A 20,326-nucleotide genomic window follows, 5' to 3' on the forward strand; every position below is an offset into this window, starting at 1 on the left:
CACGAGCGGATCGCTCGGGGCGTTTCGCCCGGATGAGCAATTGGCAAGCGTCGTGCCGCGGCGGAATTCAGAAATTCTTAGGATCATTTTACGAGGCGTTTTGTCGGCAATTCCGACGCCTAAAATTTTAGATATTTTTCATTCAATAGGCAGTTTCTGCCGCTTGCCCGGCAGGAATTGCCCAGCACCGGGAAAATTCTGCCGGGGGCCGGAGCAAATCTTGCCGCGTGCCGCGTCCAAGCAAGGCGGGATGACCGTTGCAGCAGCGCGCCCAGTCGCTGGATGCCCGCCTGCGCGGGCATGACATCAGGGATTTAACGCCGCCGGCAGGAGCTGGAGGCGGTAGCCGACGCCGGGCTCGGTGAGGAGAAGGTTCGGCAGGCTGTCGGGCTCCAGCTTCTGACGAAGCTGGCGCATCAGCACGCGCAGATATTGCACGTCCTCGACATGGGCGGGTCCCCAGACCTCGGTCAGGAGCTGGTGATGGGTCACCACCTTGCCGGCATGGGCGACGAGGAAGCGCAGCAGGCTGTATTCCTTGGGCGAGAGATGGATTTCGTCTTCGCCCAGCCAGACATGGCGCTTGACCAGATCGACCCTGAGCCGGCCGCTGTGGAACAGCGGCGCCTCGCCGGTCGTCTGCAAGCCGTGGCGCAGCGCCGCCCTCAGCCGCGCGAGCAGTTCGGCCATGTCGAACGGCTTGGTGACGAAATCGTCGGCGCCCATTTCCAGCGCCTTGACCTTGCCCTCCACGTCGCTGCGCGCCGACAGGACCACGATGGGGGTCAGCGCGGTGGCGCGGATCTTCTGGATGACGGCGAAACCGTCCTGGTCGGGGAGGCCGAGATCGAGGATGACGGCGTCGGGCTTCTCACCGGCGAAGCGCTTGACCGCCTCGGCGGCGGTCGCCGCCTCGATGCACTCGTAGCCGTGCGGCGGCAGGCCGGCGCGCAGGAAGCGCTGGATCTGCGGCTCGTCGTCGACGATGAGAATGCGGGGCAGTCTGTGAGTCATTGGGTTTCCGCTTTGGGCAGCGACAAGGTGAGCACCGCGCCGTGTCCATCGCCGCGATTGGCGGCCTCGAGCGCGCCGCCGAACGCCTCCACGAAGCCCCGCGCGACCGCGAGGCCGAGGCCGGTGCCGGCGACCCGGCGGTCGGCGGCCTTGGCGCGGTAGAACTTGTCGAAGATATGCGGCAGCGCCTCGGGCGGGATGCCGGGCCCCTCGTCTTCGACCGTGACGCGCACGCGGTCGCCGGCCGCCGCGGCGGCGACCCGGATGGCGGAGCCTTCGGAGGAATATTTCGCGGCATTGTCGAGCAGGTTCACCAGCGCCTGCTCCACCAGCAGGGGATCGACCAGGACCGCGGGCAGATCGCCCGGGATGTCGAGGACGAGGCGGTGCGCGCCGAGGCGCCGGGCGAGGCGTTTGCGCGCGACATCCACCAGCTCCTTCACGTCGGCGGTCTCGGGCTTGACGCCGAGGGCGCCGGCCTCGAGCCGCGACATGTCGAGGAGGTTGCCGACGAAGCGGTCCAGCCGCTCCGCCTCGTCGCGGATGGTGGAGAGAAGCTCGTGGGTCTGCGCCGCGTCGTACAGCTCGCGGTCGGTCAGCAGCGTGGTGGCCGCGCCCAGGATCGAGGCCAGCGGCGTGCGCAGATCGTGCGACAGCGAGGTCAGCATGGCGACACGCAGCTTGTCGGCCTCCAGATGCACCTGCGCCTCGTCGACCCGCTCGACCAATTCGGAGCGCTCGATGGCGAGCGCCGTCTGGTCGATCAGCGAGTCCAGGAGGCGGCGCTCCTCCGGCGCGAGCAGCGCCGCTTCGTCCGCCCGCTGCAGGCCGATGACGCCGACCAGCCCCTCCCCGGTGCGCATCGGCAGGAAGAGGCGCCTGGTGCCCGGCAGCGTCTCCGAATCGCGGCCGGCGGGCTTGCCGTGCTCCCACGACCAGGTCGCAGCCGCGAGGTCCTGGGCGTCGAGCTCGTCCTCCGGCGGATAGCCGACGCGGATCTCGAGACGCCGGGTTTTGCGGTGCGGCAGGAGGATCACGACGTTGGCTTTCAGCATGGACGAAATCTGATAGGCGCCGGCCCACAGGATGTCGTCCAGCCGCGCGATGGCCGCGAGCTTGCCGGTGAAGCGGTAAAGCTCGCTGGCGATGGCGGCGCGGGCCGAGGCGAGGTCGGCCTGGTCGCGCACCCGCGCGCCGAGATTGCCGGCGGTGACCGCCACCAGCAGGAGCACGGCGAAGGACAGGAAATTGTTGGGGTCGGCGATCGTGAACGTATAGAGCGGCGCGAGGAAGAAGAAATTGTAGGCGAGGCCGGAAACGAAGGCCGTGAAGAGCGCGGGGCGCAGGCCGAACGAGACGGCGCTCAACAGGACCGGGACGAGGAACAGAAGATCGATGCTGCCGAGCGCCTGCGGCAGGACCGCGATCAACCCCCAGGCGAAACCGGCGGTGATGCCGACGCCCAGGCTGCTCAGGCCGTAATCGCGCCAGGCGACGGGATCGGCGCGCGGCACCGTCCTGACGGATTTCGGCGCGACGAGGGCGCCGTCGGCGAGCACCGCGGTGATGCTGATCGCGCCGCTGTCGCGCATCAGGTCGCGCACCACCGAGCCGTGCAGCAGCTCGAACCAGCGCGAGCGTTCGGACTTGCCGATCAATATCTGGGTGACGTTGTTCTTGCGGGCGTAGTCGAGGACCGCCTGCGCGATGTCGCGGCCGGGCAGCGTCACAGCCGCGCCGCCGAGGCGCTGGACGAGGCGCAGCGTGTCGGCGATGCGGTCCTTCTCGACGTCCGTCAGGCCGAGATGGCGGGAGCTTTCGACATAGAGCGCTGTCCACGACGCCTTGAGATTGTCGGCGAGGCGGCGCGCCCGGCGCATCAATTCGGCGGCGGAAGGATGCTCGTTGACGCAGACCAGGATGTGCTCGCTGGCCGACCACGGCCCGGCGATGGCGTGGGCCTGCATGTAGTCGGTCATGTCGCGATCGACGCGCTGCGCGGTCTTGCGCAGGGCGAGCTCGCGCAGCGCCGTCAGATTGCCGGGCGAGAAGAAATGGCGCAGCGCCCGCTCGGCCTGCGCCTTGACGTAGACCTTGCCCTCCTTCAGGCGCTGGAGCAGGTCGTCGGCGGTGGTATCGACCAGCTCGATCTCGTCGGCCTCGTCGAGGACTTCGTCGGGCACCGTCTCGCGCACCCGGATGCGGGTGATCTGGGCGATGACGTCGTTCAGGCTCTCGATGTGCTGGATGTTGAACGTGGTGTAGACGTCGATGCCGGCGGCCAGCAATTCCTCGACGTCGAGATAGCGCTTGGGATGGCGGCTGCCTTCGGCATTCGTGTGCGCCAGCTCGTCCACCAGGACGAGTTTCGGCCGGCGTTGCAGGACGGCGTCGAGGTCCATCTCGAAGAGCACGCGGCCCTTGTAGAGCGAGCGTTTCTTGGGGACGGTCTCGAAGCCCTTGGTCAGCGCGTCGGTGTCGACGCGGCCATGGGTCTCGACCACGCCGATGACGACGTCGACGCCGTCGAGCCGGCGCCGGCGCGCCTGGGTGAGCATCTCGAAGGTCTTGCCGACGCCCGGCGCGGCGCCCAGGAAGATCTTGAGCTTGCCGCGGCCTTCCTTCTTCGCCTGCGTAAGGAGGAGGTCGGCAGAGGGGCGCGCGTCACTCACCGGCAATGGACCGCAGGCGCAAGGCATGCTCGCTCAGTACGACGAAGTTGCCGGACAGGCGATGCGCCTCTTGTTGCAGAAGCCAGCGAAAGCGTTGCGCGCGGGCAAGCCGTTTCCAGGGAGGAATCCGGATCAGGACAACACCCGGCACCCGCAACGAGTCCGCGAAAACGAGACGCCCGAAATCGGTGTCTTCGGTCACGACGATCTGATGGTCCTGGGCAGCCCGGGCCAGCGCACCGGCATCGGAAATCCCCTGCTCCAGATCGACGATAAACGCCGCATCGAAGCCTTCTTCCCGGGCCACGGCGCCCAGAGCGCGCGGGATGTTCTCATCGAATAGAAAGTGGAGCGCCGGCACGTCTAGTCGACGAAGATGTCTTCGTTCTTCACGACTTTCAGCGCATAGAGCTGCGCCGCCTTGATGTCATCGGCGGCGAGATGGGGAAAATCCTCGCGGATTTCGGCCTCGGTCATGCCGCCATACAGGCGTTCCAGGATCGCTTCCACGGTGATCCGCGTGCCGCGGATGACGGGCTTGCCGGTCATGACGCGCGGGTCGATGGCGATACGCGCAAGAAGATCGTTCATTCGGTGTTCCTCTCGGCGCAATATACCCCAAAGCGCAGGGAATGGCTATTTGCCGGCCAGCACATCAAGCGCCAGGTTGAGCTTCAGCACGTTGACATGCGGCTCGCCGATCAGGCCCAGCACGCGGCCCTCGATATGGTCGGCGACCAGCTTGCGCACGGCATCCTCGGAAAGGTGGCGCGCCCTGGCGATGCGCGGGACCTGGAAATAGGCGCCGGCGGGCGTGATGTCGGGATCGAGGCCGCTGGCCGAGGAGGTCACCAGATCGACCGGCACGGGGACGCCGGGATTCTCCTTCTGCAAGGTCGCGGCGTCGCCCGCCACGCGCTTGATCAGCGTCTTCGACGTGGGGCCGAGATTGGAGCCCGAGGAATTGGCGGCGTCATAGCCATTGCCGGCGACGGAGAGGCGGCCGTGGAAATATTTCGGCCCGGCGAAGGTCTGGCCGAGAAGCTCGGAGCCGACGACCTTGCCGCCCGCCACGACGAGGCTGCCATTCGCCTGGTGGGGAAAGAGGGCCTGGGCGAGGCCGGTCATGCCCAGGGGATAGGCGAGGCCGGTCAGGATCGTCATCAGGACGATCATCAGAATGGCGGGACGGATCTGGCGGACCATGGGGCGCTCCTTAGGCGAGGCCGGTGGAGGTGACGAGGATGTCGATCAGCTTGATGCCGGCGAAGGGCACGACGATGCCGCCGATGCCGTAGATCAGGAGGTTGCGGCGCAGGAGCGCCGCCGCGCCCACCGCGCGATAGGCGACGCCGCGCAGGGCGAGCGGGATCAGCGCGATGATGATCAGCGCGTTGAAGATGATCGCCGAGAGGATGGCGCTTTGCGGCGAATGCAGGCCCATGATGTTGAGCGCCTGGAGCTGCGGATAGAAGGCGACGAACATCGCCGGGATGATGGCGAAATATTTCGCCACGTCGTTGGCGATGGAAAAGGTCGTCAGCGCGCCGCGGGTGATCAGGAGCTGCTTGCCGATCTCCACGATCTCGATGAGCTTGGTCGGATCGCTGTCGAGGTCGACCATGTTGCCGGCCTCGCGCGCCGCCATGGTGCCGGTGTTCATCGCCGCACCGACATCGGCCTGGGCCAGCGCCGGCGCGTCATTGGTGCCGTCGCCGCACATCGCGACCAGCTTGCCCTGGGCCTGCTCGTCGCGGATGAGCTTGAGCTTGGTCTCCGGCGTCGCCTGGGCCATGAAATCGTCGACGCCCGACTCCGCCGCGATGGCGGCGGCGGTCAGGGGATTGTCGCCGGTGATCATCACCGTGCGGATGCCCATCTTGCGCAGCGCGGCGAAGCGCTCGCGGATGCCGCCTTTCACGATGTCCTTGAGGTGGATGACGCCGAGCAGCCGGCCGTCCCTGGCGACCGCCAAGGGCGTGCCGCCGGACTTGGCGATGCCTTCGGCGATGGTCATGAGCTGCTGCGCGGTCTCGGGGCCGATGGCCTGGAGCGCCGCGGCGGCGGCGCGCTCGGAGCCGGCGCCGGCCGGGATGCCCTTCCGGGCGCGGACATAATCGAGCACCGCGTCGACCGCGCCCTTGCGGATGGAGGAGCCTTCGACGTCGATGCCGCTGATGCGGGTCTGGGCGGTGAAGGGGATGAAGTGGGCGGCGAGGCCCGACATCTCGCGGCCGCGGATGCCGTATTTCTCCTTCGCCAGCACGACGATGGAGCGGCCCTCGGGCGTTTCATCCGACAGCGACGACAGCTGCGCCGCGTCGGCGAGGTCGCGCGCGTCGACGCCGGGGATCGGCAGGAACTCCGTCGCCTGGCGGTTGCCGAGCGTGATCGTGCCGGTCTTGTCGAGCAGCAGCGTGTCGACGTCGCCGGCGGCCTCGACGGCGCGGCCGGACATCGCGAGCACGTTGAAGCGCACGAGGCGGTCCATGCCGGCGATGCCGATGGCGCTTAGCAGCGCGCCGATGGTGGTGGGGATCAGGGTGACGAACAGCGCGACCAGCACCAGGACCGAGATCGAGCCGCCGGCATAGGCCGCGAAGCTCGGGATCGAAGCCACGGCGAAGACGAAGATGATCGTCAGGCCCGCGAGCAGGATGTTGAGCGCGATCTCGTTGGGCGTCTTCTGGCGCTCGGCGCCTTCGACCAGGGCGATCATGCGGTCGAGAAAGGTGTGGCCCTGGGCGGCGGTGATCCTGACCTTGATCCAGTCGGAGATGACCTGGGTGCCGCCGGTGACGGCCGAGCGGTCGCCGCCGCTCTCGCGGATGACGGGCGCGGATTCGCCGGTGATGGCGGCCTCGTTGACGGAGGCCACGCCCTCGACGACATCGCCGTCGCTGGGGATCAGGTCGCCGGCTTCCACCAGGACGATATCGCCCGGCTTGAGCTGGGTCGCGGGGACCATGCTCCACTTGGCGGAATCCCGGGCGAGGAGCTTGGCGGCGGCGTCCGTCTTGGTCTGGCGCAGCGCGGCGGCCTGGGCCTTGCCGCGGCCCTCGGCGACCGCCTCGGCGAAGTTTGCGAAGACGACGGTGAACCAGAGCCACAGATTGATCTGCAGCGCGAAGCCCAGATGCGGCGCGCCGATCGCGAGGTCGCGTATGAACAGGACGGTGGTCAGCGTGGCGACGATCTCGACCACGAACATGACGGGGTTCTTCGCCATGTGGCGCGGGTCGAGCTTCCGGAAGGAGGCCCAGATCGCCGGGATCACAATCTTCGGATCGGCGATGGTGGCGGCGGGCATGCGCCGGTTCAGCTTCTCGGTCGGCCTGTCGGATGTCATGCTCATGTGCGGTGGTCCTCAGTACGTATTGCCGGCGAGCATCGCGAAATGCTCGACAATCGGCCCCAGCGCGACGGCCGGGAAATAGATGAGGCCGCCGACGATCAGGATCACGCCGATCAAAAGGCCGACGAACAGGCCCTGGTCGGTCGGGAAGGTGCCGGCCGAGGGCGGCACGATCTTCTTGGCGGCGAGCGAGCCGGCGACGGCGAGCATCGGCACGATCATCAGGAAGCGGCCGATGAACATCGCGAGGCCCAGCGTCGTGTTGTAGAACAGCGTGTTGGCGGTGAGGCCGGCGAAGGCGCTGCCGTTGTTGCCGGTGGCGGAGGTGAAGGCATAGAGGATCTCGCTGAAGCCGTGCGGGCCGGCATTGAGCGGTCCGGCGAGGCCCACCGGCAGGACGGCGGCCAGCGCGGTGAAGCCCAGGATCGACATCGGCAGGACGAGGATGGCGAGCATCGCCATTTTCACGTCCTTGGATTCGATCTTCTTGCCGAGATATTCCGGCGTGCGCCCGACCATCAGCCCGGCGATGAACACCGCGAGCACGGCGAAGAGCAGCATGCCGTAGAGGCCCGAGCCGACGCCGCCGAAGATGATCTCGCCCAGCATGATGTTGAACATCGGCACCAGGCCGCCGAGCGGCAACAGGCTGTCATGCATGGTGTTGACCGCGCCGCAGGACGCGTCCGTCGTGACCGTGACGAAGAGCGCGGAATTGGCGATGCCGAAGCGGACGTCCTTGCCTTCCATATTGCCGCCGGCCTGCAGCGCGCTCGGTGCCTGGTCGACATGGAGCGCGGCGAAGGCGGGATTGCCCGGCGCCTCGGCGGCATAGACGATGGCGACGCCGGCAAGGAACAGGATGCCCATGACGGCGAAGATCGCCCAGCCCTGGCGCTCAGCTCCGACCATGCGGCCGAACAGGTTGGTGAGCGCCGCGCCGAGCGAGAAGATCAGCACGAGCTGGACGAGATTGGTGATCGCGTTCGGGTTCTCGAACGGATGCGCCGAGTTCGTGTTGAAGAAGCCGCCGCCATTCGTGCCGAGCATCTTGATGACTTCCTGCGAAGCCACCGGGCCTTGGGCGATGGTCTGCGCGGCGCCTTCCAGCGTGTGCGCGGCCGTGTAGGGCAGCAGATTCTGCGGCATGCCCTGCCAGACGAAGAACAGGCCGACGACGATGGAGATCGGCAGCAGGATGTAGAGCGTGCAGCGGGTCATATCGACCCAGAAATTGCCCACGCCTTGGGCCGAGCGGCGGGCGAAGCCGCGCACCAGGGCGACGGCGAGCGCGATGCCCGTGGCAGCCGAGACGAAGTTGTGGACGGTGAGACCCGCCATCTCGACGAGATAGCTCATCGTCGTTTCGGGGACGTAGGACTGCCAGTTGGTGTTGGTGACGAAACTGACGGACGTATTGAAGGCCAGATGCTCGCCCACCGCCGGAAGGTGCTGCGGATTGAACGGCAGTACGGCCTGGAGGCGCTGGAGCGCGTAGAGCACGACGAAGCCCGCCATGCTGAAGGCCAGCATGGCGATGGCGTAGACGGTCCAGTGCTGGTCTTCCTTCTCGTCGACGCCGGAGATCGCGTAGAAGACGCGCTCGATCGGGCGGAAGAGGACGGAGAGGAACGTCCGCTCGCCGTTGAACACGCGCGTGATGTAGCCGCCGAACGGGCGGGTGATCGCGATGACGATCGCGCAATAGAGGGCGATCTGGATCCAGCCGTTGACAGTCATGGGACGTTCCTCAGAACCGCTCGGGGCGGATCAGCGCGTAGACGAGATAGACGAGAATGCCGAGCGTGACGGCCGCTCCGAGCCAGTAGTCGAGCATCATGGGATCACCTCACAAGCGGTCGCAGGCGCGCACGTACAGCATCGCGCCGCCCAGGAAGGCGAGCCCGATGACGATGAAAAGGATATCGAGCATGGGAGCCTCTTCAGTTCTGGAAGACGGGCTGAGAACGAGGCGCGGCTGTCAGTCCCCACCGACGAGCGAACCGAGCTTCTGGTATCTGCTTGGGTCTTGTCATGATCTCAATCTATGCCGCGCTTGCGAGCGTCTAAGTAGGCTCGGCGAAATAAAGGTTCGAGAGTGAAGTTCCGGCGCCGATATAAGAATTCCATAAGTGTCGGCCGGTCCGGCGCGGCGATATTGGAGAAAGCCGCTTTGCTTCGTCGTTTATCGGACGACGATCAAAACGCCGGACCGGGAACGAGCCAGATCACCGCCCCGACGAGGAGGGCGGCGGCCGCCAGCACGGCAAACGCCTCGAACAGCACGCGGCCGGGCGAATTGGCGGGATCGGCGACGATCGGCGCGTCCGACGGATGGACGTCGAGCCAGAACTGGCCGATATCGTCGCCGCGCAGGACGGGACGCGGCCGCGGCTTGCGCGGAACCGCAACGTCATGGAAGCCGAGAACGCCGGACATGATGAGCACTCGCCGATCGAGGCGCAGGCCGCGACATCGCGGGAAGCGTGTGCGGCAGAGATAGGAAATCCGGCCGTTAAAAATCCATGCGGAAAGACCGGTGCCGCGATAAGGAAACGTCGCGGCGAGTACGCCCATGCGGCTCTTGTCACGCCCGTGCCTTTTCGGGACCTCTTGCCAAGAGCCGGGCCGGGCGTTCATGTCTCTCCGCGATCTATCGTCCAGGCAGACATCCTTGAAACCGCTTCTCCAAGTCCTCGCCGGCAGGCCCACGCCAAGGCCGCCCATCTGGCTGATGCGGCAGGCCGGGCGCTATCTGCCCGAATATCGCGCGCTGCGCGCCAACGCGAAGAACTTCATCGAATTCTGCCTGAACCCGGAACTCGCGGTCGAAGTGACGCTGCAGCCGGTGCGCCGCTTCGGCATGGATGCGGCCATCCTGTTCGCCGACATCCTGCTGGTGCCGCACGCGCTCGGCCAGACGGTCGGCTTTTTCGAGGGCGAAGGACCGCGGCTGGAGCCGATCCGCGATGCGGCGGGGCTGGCGCAGCTCTCGGATGCCCGGATCGCCGAGACGCTGGCGCCGGTGATGACGACGATCCGGAGCGTGCGCGCCGCCCTGCCCGCCGACGTGGCGCTGATCGGCTTCGCCGGCGCGCCCTGGACGGTCGCGACCTACATGATCGAGGGCCGCGGCAAGACGGATTACGAGAATTGCCGCCGCATGATGTGGAGCGAGCCGAAGCTGTTCGCGGCGCTGCTCGACAGGCTGGTGGATGCCACCGCGTCCTACCTGATCGCCCAGGCCGATGCCGGCGCCGAGGCGCTCAAGCTGTTCGACAGCTGGGCCGGTGCCGTGCCGGCGCCCTTGTTCGACATGGCGGTCATCGCGCCGACCGCGCGCATCGTGAAAGCCGTCAAGGCGCGGCATCCGAACGTCCCGATCATCGGCCTGCCCCGCGGCGCCGGATCGCATGTCGCGCGCTATGCGGCGCAGACCGGCGTCGACGCCGTGGGGATCGATCACATGACCGATATCGCGGCGGCGGCCGCGACGTTGCCGGCTCGCGTCGCCTCACAGGGCAATCTCGATCCCATGCTGCTCATGGTCGGCGGCGAGCCGATGGAGATCGAGGCGCGCCGCATCGTGGGCGCGATGGCCGGCCGGCCGCACATCTTCAACCTCGGCCATGGCGTCTTGCAGCACACGCCGCCGGAGCATGTGGCGCGCCTCGTGGATATCGTCAAAGGCGGCTAGTGGACGTCGTCGGGCGGATAGTGCCGCAAGGCGATCCGTGCCTCGCCGTCGCGCGGCACGAGCTTGCGATAGAGGTGCCAGGTGGCGTGGCCGAGCACCGGGATCGCCACGATCAGCCCGACGAACAGCGGCAGCGAACCGAGCACCAATCCGGCGGTCACAATAAGCCCCCAGGCCGCGATCGGCACCGGATTGGCGAGCACGGCGCGGACCGAGGTGCGGATCGCCGCGTCGAACCCGACATCGCGGTCGAGCAGGAGCGGAAACGACACCAGGCTGATCGCCATCGCGAAGAGCGCGAAGAGGAAGCCGATGCCGAAGCCGAGGATGATCATGTCGCGGCCGGCCGGCGTGTGGAAGATGTCGTGCTCGAACTGCGCCAGCGAGACGATGGGCGCCGGCCCGAACGTCGCTTCGTAGATCTGCCAGGCGACCGTCAGCCACAGAAGGAAGGTCACGATCAGGATCGCGCCCAGCAGGGCGATGCCGCCGATGGCCGGCGCCTTGAACACGTCGAAGGCGTTGGTCCAGCGCGCCTCATGGCCCAGCTCGCGCAGCCGGCTCATCTCGTAGAGGCCGATGGCGGCGAGCGGTCCGACGATGGCGAAGCCCGAGGCCAGCGGGAACAGCAGCGGGACCAGGTTCATGTTGAAGGCGACGCGCGCCAGCACGAGCCCGACCGCGGCATAGACGATGCCGACGAAGAGGACGTCGCTGCGATAGGCCTGGAAATCGGCAAAGCCCTTGGCGAGCGCCTCGCGCAGATCGGCGAGGCCGATCTTGCGCACGACGGGGACCGGCGAATGGACGGTGTCCTGCAGGTGCTGGAACGAGTGACCGGCGGAGCGCAGTGCATGCGCCGCCTCGACGAACTGCGCGCCGGTCCATTCGATGGGGTTCTTGATGGTCATGGCTGTCCTCCCGAACGTTTGTCGTTCGAGGGCTCGGAGCAGCGCGTGGCCAGGCGGCCGACCCATGCCGTCGGTCACGGGCGGTCCCGCAACCTTCGATGGGGGACTATACGCCGGTTCGCGGCGGAACCCTACTCGGATAACCTCTCCCGCTCGCGGGAGAGGTCGAAATTCGCGTCAGCGAATTTCGGGTGAGGGCCCCGCGCCAAGCTTCGCCCCCTCACCAGCGAAAACTAAGCATTTAGCTCCGCAAGAGCTCCGCTAAGTGCAAGTTTTCGCGTCCTCTCCCGTAAACGGGAGAGGAATTTAGAGCCGCTTGGGGATCACCACGTCCAGGCGCTCATAGCCCTTCACGAAGGTCGAGTAGACGCGCTGGGGCTCGCCGACCTGCTCGATCACCGGGAAGCGCTTGAAAATCTCCTCCCAGATGATCTGGAGCTGGAGCTCCGCCAGCCGGTTGCCGACGCAGCGGTGGATGCCGAAGCCGAAGGAGATATGCCGGCGCGGATTCTCGCGGTCGACGATGTAGTCGTTGGGCCGTTCGATCACGGTCTCGTCGCGGTTGCCCGAGACGTACCACATAACGACCTTGTCGCCCTTCCTGATCGTCTTGCCCTGGAATTCGATGTCCTCGGTCGCCGTGCGGCGCATATGGGCGAGCGGGGTCTGCCAGCGGATGGTCTCCGACACCATCGAGGCGATGAGATCGGGATTCTCGCGCAGCTTCTTGTACTGGTCCGGGTTCTGGTTCAGCGCCAGCACGCTGCCGGTGATCGTGTTGCGCGTCGTGTCGTTGCCGCCGACGGTGAGCAGCACGACATTGCCGAAATATTCGCGCGGCTCCATGTTCCGCGTCGCCGGATTGTGCGCCAGCATCGAGATCAGGTCGCCCTTGACCTCGGTCGCGTTGACACGCTCGTTCCACAGCCCGGTGAAATAGGCGTGATACTCGTGCAGCACCGCCATCTTCTGTTCGAGCGTGTCGATGAGGCCATGGCCCGGCACGGCCGTCACCACGTCGGACCAATAGGTCAGCTTGCGCCGCTCCTCGAACGGGAAATCGAACAGGGTGGCGAGCGTCATCGTCGTCAGCTCGATCGAGACCTTGTCGACCCAGTCGAAGGTCTCGCCGATGGGCAGCGAATCGAGAATCTTGCCGGCGCGCTCGCGGATGATCGGGCCCAGATATTGCAGGTTCGCCGGCGACACCACGGGCGTCACCACCTTGCGCTGGATGTCGTGGCGCGGCGGGTCCATCGCGATGAACATCGGCAGCGGCTCCTGGTTCGCGGCCCCGCCGCCGATGGTGATGCCGCCGAGCGAGAAGTCGGAGGAGAACACCTGGTGGTTCGTGTCCACCGCCATGATGTCGTTGTATTTGGTGATCGACCAGTACGGCCCGAACTCGCTGTCGGCGCAGTAATGCACCGGATCCTCGCGGCGCAGGCGCTCGAAATAGGGCCACATCGTATCGGTCTGGAACAGGATGCCCTGCGCGACATTGATCTTGTCGAGCGGCAGCGCATAGGCGGCGTCGCGGGCGTCTTTCTCGAGCGCTTTGACGGCGATGTTCATGGCTTGACCTCGCTAGTGCTGGCTGTGGGGCATGCGGACGATGAGGCCGTCCAGTTCCTTGGTGACCTTGATCTGGCAGGAGAGCCGGCTGTTGGGCTGAATCTCCGGCGCGAAATCGAGCATGGTCTCTTCCATGTCGGTCTTGGGCGGGATCTTCGCCGCGAACGCGGCGTCGACGAAGACGTGGCAGGTGGCGCAGGCGCAGGCGCCGCCGCAATCGGCATCGATGCCGGGGATGAGGTTCTTCACCGCGCCTTCCATGACGCTGTAGCCCTCGGGAACCTCGACCTCGTGTTCCTTGCCGTTGTGCTCGATATATTTGATCTTGGGCATGTAATCCGTCTTGTTCCCGTAAACGCGTTTGCACGCTGTCGCTACAAACCCTTCGAGGCTCGCCTTCGGCTCGCACCTCAGGGTGACGCTACTGCAAAACCGTCACCCTGAGGTGCTCCGCGCGTCTTCCGCGCGGAGCCTCGAAGTGTGCTTGCACTATTCCGCGGCGATCCGGATCGCGGCGGCGTTGCTGCGGTCCTTGAAGTTGATCTCCTGGAGATACCGGATGCCCTCCTCGGCGATGTCGTCGCCGACCATGCGGTCGCCCTCGCTCTTCAGCTCGTCCATGTCGACATACATCCCGTAGAACGCCTTGGTGCGGTCGGTGATCAGGCCCGCCTTGAGCAGCGTCTTGATCAGCACACGGAAGATGTTGGTGGATTCCTTCAGGCGCTCGCGCTGGCGGCCGTTCGAGCGCAGCTCGATCAGGCCGGCGATCACCTTCTCGGGGTCGAGGCCGAAATCCTGGTACATCTGCGCCTGCTGCTGGGGCGAGCCCATGTTCATGATCAGCGACTGGAAGCAGTGCGCCGCCCAATCCTCCACGACCTCGCGCTCGGTCTGGGACATGCGCGGGATGGTGCGGTCGGCCCAGATCTTCCCGAATTTGTGGTGGAACGCCTCGTCGGTCATCACGAGCTGGAACAGCTTCCGCGCAAGCGGGTCCTGGTTGTATTTGTAGCCGGTGGCGAAGGCGCCCATGGCGAGGCCCTCGACCAGCATCTGCATGCCGATGATCTTCTTGTAGACCTCGGGCGCGGCGATGATGTCGACCAGGAGCGCCTTCAGCACCGTGCCGCAGGGCCGCGGGCGGCCCCAGCGCGCCTTGACGTATTTCGCGAAGGCGGTGACGTGGCGGGCCTCCTCGCGGGTCTGGTTGGCGGCGTATTCCTGCGCCCCCTGGTCCTTCAGCACATGGCAGAGCGAGGCGGAGAGATTCAGCGCCCCCTGCTCGCCGTGCAGGATGGAGGAGAAGCCCCAGAGCTGCATCTCGTTGGCGAATTTGATCTTCTGGCCGGTCTTCTCCAGGTGCTCGCGGACATAGGGAATCTGGAGCTGGAAGACCTGGTCGTCCGGCATCATCTGCACGTTCTCGATGTCGAAGGGTTCGTCGAAATCGATGTATTTCTTGTCCAGCGGATCCCAGAAATGGTCGTGGGTCGCGCTGATGATCTTGTCGAAGGCGGTCGAGCGGTTCTCGTAGCGGTCGAGCTCGATCATCGATTCGAAATCGTCCGGCGCCACCGCTTCGTAGATGATGTCCTTGGTGATGTTCCCGTCGGCCATGGTCCTCTCCCGTGTCGTTGCTTTAGTGGTCCACCAGCGACTGCAACAAGGCCGCGGTGCGTTCGATGAAGACTTCGCGCTCGCGCCCTTCCAGCGGCTCGTCGCGGATCAGCCGCTCGACGAGCAGGCCGATGAAGACGGAGGCGAAGAGGCGGGCGCGCGCCTCGACGTCGGGGCCGCCGATCCATTCGCGGATCGGCCCCATGAAGCGCTCCTGCACCGCTTGGTTCAGCAGCGGCGCGGTGGTCGGGTTGGTCGCGGCCTGGAGCAGGAATTCGAAGGCGTGGGTGCGCTCGACATGCTGATGGGCGTGGCCGGCCATCATCCTGGCGACCTCTGCCGCGAAGGCGCTCCGGTCCCAGTGCGAGATCGCGTCGGGCGCGATGGAGTCCTTGAGGGCCGCCGCGAAGAGCCCGTCCTTGCCGCCGAAATAGCGGTTGATCAGCGCCGCGTCGGCGCCGGCCTCGGCCGCGATGTCGCGCAGGAAGGCGCCGTCATAGCCGGATTTGGCGAAATGCTTCTTGGCGGCGGCGAGGATGGCGGCGCGAGTCGCCTCGGCATCGCGCTTGCGCGCGCGTTCCGGAGCGAGGGCGGCGGCGTTTGTCATTCTGGGATGACACGGTGGCGAGGCCGACGACCGATGTCAACGGGGAATGACATCCTTCTGCCGAGTCAGGCAGGCACGCAGCATACTAAATGTTGTAGGTCACCACGGCGGCACCACATCGTACTGTTTTCGAGGTCGCGACGAGGGCCCCGGGGGCCACGGAAGGACCGCCGCCTTTTGAAATGGTGTCCAGCGCCCGCCGCATCAAGAGGCTCGCCACGACGCGCCGGCCCGCGAATCTGGAATAATGTCGGGCTTGGAAAACAAAGGCCCGAAGCATGGACGATCTCGAGCAGCGGCGCCTGCAGGTGGTGCGCGACCACATGCATCTGGAAACCGTGCATGACTGGGACGGCGTGCTCGCGACGTTCGAGCATCCGCATTACGACATCAATGACGGCGGGGCCGTGTTCATCGGCGAGGCTGCCGTGCGGCGCTATTTCCAGAATTCGCGGACGCCGTTTCCCGACCAGGGCAACGAGATCATCGCCATCGCGGCGGCGGGCGACACCGTGCTGGTCGAGTTCTGGCTGACGGGCACGCATCTGGGGCCCTTGCGCCGCGGCGACCGCACCATCGCGCCGACCGGCCGCGCCTTCCGCGTCCGCATGGCCGCGACGTTCGCGTTCAAGCCGGGCTCGGACAAGATCGTCTGCGAGCGGCCCTATATCGACCCGGGCGCGGTCGACCGGGCGTTGGGGATTTAAGCTTCTCTGTCATGCCCGCGTAGGCGGGCATCCAGATGACGCGTCCCCGGTACTTGCAGCAGTTTCCGCGGTTCAACTGGATGGTCCGCATTCGCGGGCCATGACAGAGCGCTAATACACCACCACGCTGCGGATCGACTTGCCTTCTTCCATCAGGTGGAACGCGTCGTTGATCTTTTCCAGCGGCAGGACATGCGTGATCATCGGGTCGATCTGGATCAGGCCCTTCATGTACCAGTCGACGATCCTGGGCGTGTCGGTGCGGCCGCGCGCGCCGCCGAAGGCCGAGCCGCGCCACACCCGGCCCGTCACGAGCTGGAACGGCCGCGTCGAAATCTCGGCGCCCGCCGGCGCCACGCCGATGACGATGCTCTCGCCCCAGCCGCGATGGCAGGCCTCCAGCGCCTGGCGCATCACGTTCACATTGCCGGTGCAGTCGAAGGTGTAGTCCGCGCCGCCCTCGGTCAGCGCCACGAGATGGGCGACGAGATCGCCCTCGACCTTCTTCGGATTCACAAAATGCGTCATGCCGAAGCGCTCGCCCCACGCCTTCTTGTCGTCGTTGAGATCGACGCCGACGATCATCTGGGCGCCGACGAATTTCAGCCCCTGGATCACGTTGAGGCCGATGCCGCCCAGGCCGAACACGATGGCGTTCGAGCCGGGCTTGACCTTCGCCGTGTTGATCACCGCGCCGACGCCGGTGGTGACGCCGCAGCCGCAATAGCAGGCCTTGTCGAACGGCGCGTCGTCGCGGATCTTCGCCACCGCGATCTCCGGCAGCACGGTGTAGTTCGAGAAGGTCGAGCAGCCCATGTAGTGGTGGATCAGTTGGCCCTTGTAGGAGAAGCGCGAGGTGCCGTCGGGCATCAGGCCCTTGCCCTGGGTGGCGCGGATCGCGGTGCACAGATTGGTCTTGCCCGAGAGGCACGACTTACATTGCCGGCATTCCGGCGTGTAGAGCGGGATGACGTGGTCGCCCGGCTTGACGGAGGTCACGCCGGCGCCGACCTCGCGCACGACGCCGGCCCCCTCATGGCCGAGGATCGAGGGGAACAGGCCTTCGGAATCGAGGCCCGACAGCGTGTACTGGTCGGTGTGGCAGATGCCGGTCGCCTTGATCTCGACCAGCACTTCGCCCGCTTTGGGGCCTTCGAGGTCGAGCTCCACGATCTCCAGCGGCTTCTTCGCCTCGAAGGCGACGGCGGCACGTGTTTTCAAGCTTGGGGTCTCCCGTCGACGATGGATATGCGCTGCCATGCGGCATCAGGGCGCCGGCATGCGCCTCGGTTTCGCGCGGAAATTTGCATGCTTTGGGAAAAGCGCCAAGTTCACCCCCCGGACGACGTTACGAAAGCCGGTTCCGAGCGTTAACGAACGCCAACCAGGGAACCCGCCCCATGCATGTCGATATCGTGACGCTCCAGCCGCTGATCGCACTGATCTTCGGCATCCTGATCCTGATCGTGCCGCGGATCCTCAATTATCTGATCGCCATCTATCTGATTCTGATCGGTATATTGGGCCTCTTCCCGCACCTGCTCGGCCATGTGACCGGCTGACAGCAACCTTCCGCGAAACGGTCCGTTTCCTCTCCGCGAGGCCGAGGCGCACGCGCGCGCCGGCCGCGAACGGAGGACGCCATGACGACCGCGAAACAGACGGGGACTGCGGCCAGGAAGCAGACGCCCGAAGAGCACAAGACGCAGGAAGACAAGATCGACCGGCAGATGAAGGACTCCTTCCCGGCGTCCGATCCGCCGTCCTTCTCAGGCGGCAAGCACATCATCGGCGCCCCTACTGAGCGCGAAAGCGATTCGCCGACGCCGGACACCCATGCGGTGAAGGAAGCCGAGAAGAAGGTGAAGACCGGCGACGCGAAGGTGCCGCACACCTATTAATCAATAACAGCCGTCATCGCCCGTCCCGACGCTGTCGCTAGGACTTTGCGGGCGACCCGATTTGGCCGAGAGAGAAATGGGCTGCCCGGACAAGCCGGGCAATGACGACTTTTACGTGGGTGATCTCAAGCCGAAACAATTTTAGCAGTTATTCCGCCGCCTTCGCCGTTTTGCGGCCGAGCGCGATGCGTTCTTCCGCCATGCGGTCGGCGATGACGTTGGTCGGCTCGCCGTCCTTCGCGGCGCGGGTGAAGATGGCGCCCAGCGTGTCGGCGATGGCGAGGACGCGGCGGTTCACTTCGTCGTCGCTCCAATTCTCGATCTGCGCCGCCACGCGGATGATGCCGCCGCCATTGATCACATAGTCCGGCGCATAGAGGACATCGCGGTCGCGCAGCATCGCGCCGTGATGGTCGCGGGCGAGCTGGTTGTTGGCGCCGCCGGCGACGACGCGGGCGTGCAGCCGCGGGATCGACTGGTCGTTCAGGATCGCGCCCAGCGCGTTGGGCGAAAGCACGTCGCACTCGCAGGTCACGATCTGGTCCGGCGTCGCGGCGACGGCGTGCAGCGTCTCGACCGCCTCGGCCACCGCTTTCAGGTTCGTGTCGGCGACGATCAGCCGGGCGCCTTCCGCATGCAGCCGCTTCGCCACGCCCATGCCGACCTTGCCCAGGCCCTGGATCGCGACGGTGAGGCCCTTGGCGGTATCGGCGCCGAGGCGGTGCTTCACGGCCGCCTTGAGGCCGGCGAAGACGCCGAGCGCGGTGGCGGGGCCCGAATCGCCGCCGGCCTTGCCGGGCTGGTCGTAGCCCGCGATGTACGGCGTGCCGCGCGCGATCGCCGGCATGTCGGCCGGCAGGATGCCGACATCCATCGCGGTGATGTAGCGCCCGCCGAGCGTGTTGACCGCCGCCGCGAAGGCGGCGAATTTCGCGTCCGACTTGTCGGTCGCGGGATTGCCGAGGATCACCGCCTTGCCGCCGCCGAGCGGCAGATCGGCGATGGCGTTCTTGTAGGACATCCCCTTGGAGAGGCGCAGCGCGTCGGTCAGCGCCGCGTCGGGCGTGGCATAGGGATACATCCGCGTGCCGCCGCAGGCGGCGCCGAGCGCGGTCGAGTGGATCGCGATGATCGCCTTCAGGCCCGTCTTCCTGTCGTCGAAAAAGGCGACCGCCTCGTGGTGATCGAAGTCGGGGGAATCGAACACGTTCATGCGGGTGACCTTTGTTCCGGCGCGCTGCTGCGACCATAGCGCGTCGGCACCGCAATTGGCTTGCGACTTTGAAGGCGCGGGCCGCAACACTGGTGCCGGTTGGGCGCGGGTTGCGCAACAAAAAACGGGCACGCGACGCGCTTTACAGCAGGGGTTCGGCGTCCTCTTATCCGGTCATGGACAGTCTCGACACCCTGCGAATCAAGCACCCGGACATCCGGCCCGATTTCACGATCCGGCAGCATTGGGAGCGCTATGGCGCCGCCGAACACGGCACCTGGAAGACGCTGTACGAGCGCCAGGCCAGCGTGCTGCCCGGGCGCGCCTGCGACGAATTCCTCGCCGGGCTGAAGAAACTCGACCTGGTGTCCGACGCGATTCCCGATTTCGAGCGGCTGTCGGACGGGCTGGAGAAGCTGACCGGCTGGCGTGTCGTCGCCGTGCCGTCGCTGGTGCCGGATGAGATCTTCTTCGACCACCTCGCCAACCGGCGCTTTCCCGCCGGCCAATTCATCCGCCGCGCCGATCAACTCGACTATATCGAGGAGCCGGACGTCTTCCACGACGTGTTCGGCCATGTGCCGATGCTCGCCCATCCGGTCTTCGCCGATTACATGCAGGCTTACGGCAAGGGCGGGATGCGGGCGCTGAACGAGTTTCACGCGCTGAAGAATCTGGCGCGGCTCTATTGGTATACGGTCGAGTTCGGGCTGATCGCGGGCAAGGAGGGCTTGCGCATCTACGGTTCGGGCATCGTGTCGAGCCGGGCGGAATCGATCTACGCGGTCGAGAGCCCCTCGCCCAACCGCATCGGCTTCGACCTGGAGCGCGTGATGCGCACCGAATATCGCATCGACGATTTCCAGGAGAGCTATTTCGTCATCGAATCGTTCGACCGGCTGTTCGCCGAGACCTACAAGGACTTCGCGGCGCTCTACGCCAAGCTCGAGGGCGGCGCGACCTACAAGCCGGGCGACATCCTGGCGTCGGACCGCGTGTACCATCCCGGCACCCACAGCTATGTCGGCGGCAGCCACGCGGCATAGCCGGCCGG

The 20,326-nt window shown here is 66.2% G+C and carries 21 protein-coding genes; 5 read left to right on the forward strand and 16 right to left on the reverse strand.

Annotated elements, in window-relative coordinates; genetic code table 11:
* Window positions 1-306: 306 nt before the first annotated feature.
* The 9 genes from WDN01_09965 to WDN01_10005 all read right to left on the reverse strand — a co-directional run bounded on the left by WDN01_09965 (window position 307) and on the right by WDN01_10005 (window position 9,480).
* Complete coding sequence (locus tag WDN01_09965) at window positions 307-1,014, reverse strand: response regulator transcription factor (protein MEJ0026341.1); 708 nt, start codon at window positions 1,012-1,014, stop codon at window positions 307-309.
* Window positions 1,011-3,686, reverse strand: coding sequence for a sensor histidine kinase KdpD (locus tag WDN01_09970; GenBank protein ID MEJ0026342.1), 2,676 nt, complete (start codon window positions 3,684-3,686; stop codon window positions 1,011-1,013). Before WDN01_09970 ends, WDN01_09965 begins: the two co-directional genes overlap by 4 nt.
* Window positions 3,679-4,047, reverse strand: coding sequence for a DUF5615 family PIN-like protein (locus WDN01_09975; GenBank protein MEJ0026343.1), 369 nt, complete (start codon window positions 4,045-4,047; stop codon window positions 3,679-3,681). Before WDN01_09975 ends, WDN01_09970 begins: the two co-directional genes overlap by 8 nt.
* 2 nt (window positions 4,048-4,049) lie before the next feature.
* Complete coding sequence (locus WDN01_09980; GenBank protein MEJ0026344.1) at window positions 4,050-4,277, reverse strand: DUF433 domain-containing protein; 228 nt, start codon at window positions 4,275-4,277, stop codon at window positions 4,050-4,052.
* Between the two features lie 45 nt (window positions 4,278-4,322).
* On the reverse strand, window positions 4,323-4,892 hold the full coding sequence (kdpC, locus tag WDN01_09985) for a potassium-transporting ATPase subunit KdpC (GenBank protein MEJ0026345.1): 570 nt from the start codon (window positions 4,890-4,892) through the stop codon (window positions 4,323-4,325).
* A gap of 10 nt (window positions 4,893-4,902) precedes the next feature.
* Complete coding sequence (gene kdpB, locus WDN01_09990; GenBank protein MEJ0026346.1) at window positions 4,903-7,041, reverse strand: potassium-transporting ATPase subunit KdpB; 2,139 nt, start codon at window positions 7,039-7,041, stop codon at window positions 4,903-4,905.
* A gap of 12 nt (window positions 7,042-7,053) precedes the next feature.
* Window positions 7,054-8,781, reverse strand: coding sequence for a potassium-transporting ATPase subunit KdpA (gene kdpA / locus WDN01_09995; protein ID MEJ0026347.1), 1,728 nt, complete (start codon window positions 8,779-8,781; stop codon window positions 7,054-7,056).
* 10 nt (window positions 8,782-8,791) lie between these two features.
* Window positions 8,792-8,881 (reverse strand): K(+)-transporting ATPase subunit F, encoded by a 90-nt coding sequence (locus WDN01_10000; protein MEJ0026348.1) that lies wholly within the window; start codon window positions 8,879-8,881, stop codon window positions 8,792-8,794.
* Window positions 8,882-9,240: 359 nt separating this feature from the next.
* Window positions 9,241-9,480, reverse strand: coding sequence for a hypothetical protein (locus WDN01_10005; GenBank protein MEJ0026349.1), 240 nt, complete (start codon window positions 9,478-9,480; stop codon window positions 9,241-9,243).
* 235 nt (window positions 9,481-9,715) lie between these two features.
* On the opposite strand from WDN01_10005, the gene hemE reads away from it, so the two are divergent.
* Window positions 9,716-10,738: a uroporphyrinogen decarboxylase gene (hemE, locus tag WDN01_10010; GenBank protein MEJ0026350.1), complete on the forward strand. Its 1,023-nt coding sequence runs from the start codon at window positions 9,716-9,718 to the stop codon at window positions 10,736-10,738.
* Here the strand turns inward: hemE and WDN01_10015 are convergent.
* The 5 genes from WDN01_10015 to WDN01_10035 all read right to left on the reverse strand — a co-directional run bounded on the left by WDN01_10015 (window position 10,735) and on the right by WDN01_10035 (window position 15,451).
* The gene (locus WDN01_10015; protein MEJ0026351.1) at window positions 10,735-11,649 is read right to left on the reverse strand and encodes a DUF2189 domain-containing protein; all 915 of its coding nucleotides are present in this window, start codon (window positions 11,647-11,649) and stop codon (window positions 10,735-10,737) included. The genes hemE and WDN01_10015 overlap by 4 nt on opposite strands.
* A gap of 306 nt (window positions 11,650-11,955) precedes the next feature.
* Entirely contained in the window at window positions 11,956-13,224 is a 1,269-nt protein-coding gene (locus WDN01_10020; protein ID MEJ0026352.1) for a cytochrome P450, read from the reverse strand.
* A 12-nt stretch (window positions 13,225-13,236) separates the two neighbouring features.
* Complete coding sequence (locus tag WDN01_10025; protein ID MEJ0026353.1) at window positions 13,237-13,557, reverse strand: 2Fe-2S iron-sulfur cluster-binding protein; 321 nt, start codon at window positions 13,555-13,557, stop codon at window positions 13,237-13,239.
* A gap of 156 nt (window positions 13,558-13,713) precedes the next feature.
* Window positions 13,714-14,844 (reverse strand): ferritin-like domain-containing protein, encoded by a 1,131-nt coding sequence (locus tag WDN01_10030; GenBank protein ID MEJ0026354.1) that lies wholly within the window; start codon window positions 14,842-14,844, stop codon window positions 13,714-13,716.
* 22 nt (window positions 14,845-14,866) lie between these two features.
* A complete protein-coding gene (locus WDN01_10035; GenBank protein ID MEJ0026355.1) occupies window positions 14,867-15,451 on the reverse strand; it encodes a TetR family transcriptional regulator in 585 nt (194 codons plus the stop codon).
* A gap of 278 nt (window positions 15,452-15,729) precedes the next feature.
* Between WDN01_10035 and WDN01_10040 the strand changes: the two genes are divergently transcribed.
* Window positions 15,730-16,158, forward strand: a complete 429-nt coding sequence (locus WDN01_10040; GenBank protein ID MEJ0026356.1) for a nuclear transport factor 2 family protein — start codon at window positions 15,730-15,732, stop codon at window positions 16,156-16,158.
* 111 nt (window positions 16,159-16,269) lie between these two features.
* Here the strand turns inward: WDN01_10040 and WDN01_10045 are convergent, their stop codons facing one another.
* Window positions 16,270-17,379: an S-(hydroxymethyl)glutathione dehydrogenase/class III alcohol dehydrogenase gene (locus WDN01_10045; GenBank protein MEJ0026357.1), complete on the reverse strand. Its 1,110-nt coding sequence runs from the start codon at window positions 17,377-17,379 to the stop codon at window positions 16,270-16,272.
* A 179-nt stretch (window positions 17,380-17,558) separates the two neighbouring features.
* On the opposite strand from WDN01_10045, the gene WDN01_10050 reads away from it, so the two are divergent.
* Window positions 17,559-17,720, forward strand: a complete 162-nt coding sequence (locus WDN01_10050) for a DUF3096 domain-containing protein (GenBank protein ID MEJ0026358.1) — start codon at window positions 17,559-17,561, stop codon at window positions 17,718-17,720.
* A gap of 81 nt (window positions 17,721-17,801) precedes the next feature.
* Window positions 17,802-18,059 carry a hypothetical protein gene (locus WDN01_10055; GenBank protein ID MEJ0026359.1) on the forward strand — a complete coding sequence of 86 codons (258 nt, stop codon included), beginning with the start codon at window positions 17,802-17,804 and terminating at the stop codon, window positions 18,057-18,059.
* Window positions 18,060-18,207: 148 nt separating this feature from the next.
* Here WDN01_10055 and WDN01_10060 read toward each other — a convergent pair whose 3' ends face one another.
* Window positions 18,208-19,272, reverse strand: a complete 1,065-nt coding sequence (locus WDN01_10060) for a Glu/Leu/Phe/Val dehydrogenase dimerization domain-containing protein (protein ID MEJ0026360.1) — start codon at window positions 19,270-19,272, stop codon at window positions 18,208-18,210.
* A gap of 176 nt (window positions 19,273-19,448) precedes the next feature.
* Between WDN01_10060 and phhA the strand changes: the two genes are divergently transcribed.
* Window positions 19,449-20,318 (forward strand): phenylalanine 4-monooxygenase, encoded by an 870-nt coding sequence (gene phhA / locus WDN01_10065; protein MEJ0026361.1) that lies wholly within the window; start codon window positions 19,449-19,451, stop codon window positions 20,316-20,318.
* The last annotated feature ends 8 nt before the right edge of the window (window positions 20,319-20,326 follow it).

The organism is Rhizomicrobium sp. (assembly GCA_037200985.1).
GTDB lineage: Bacteria > Pseudomonadota > Alphaproteobacteria > Micropepsales > Micropepsaceae > Rhizomicrobium.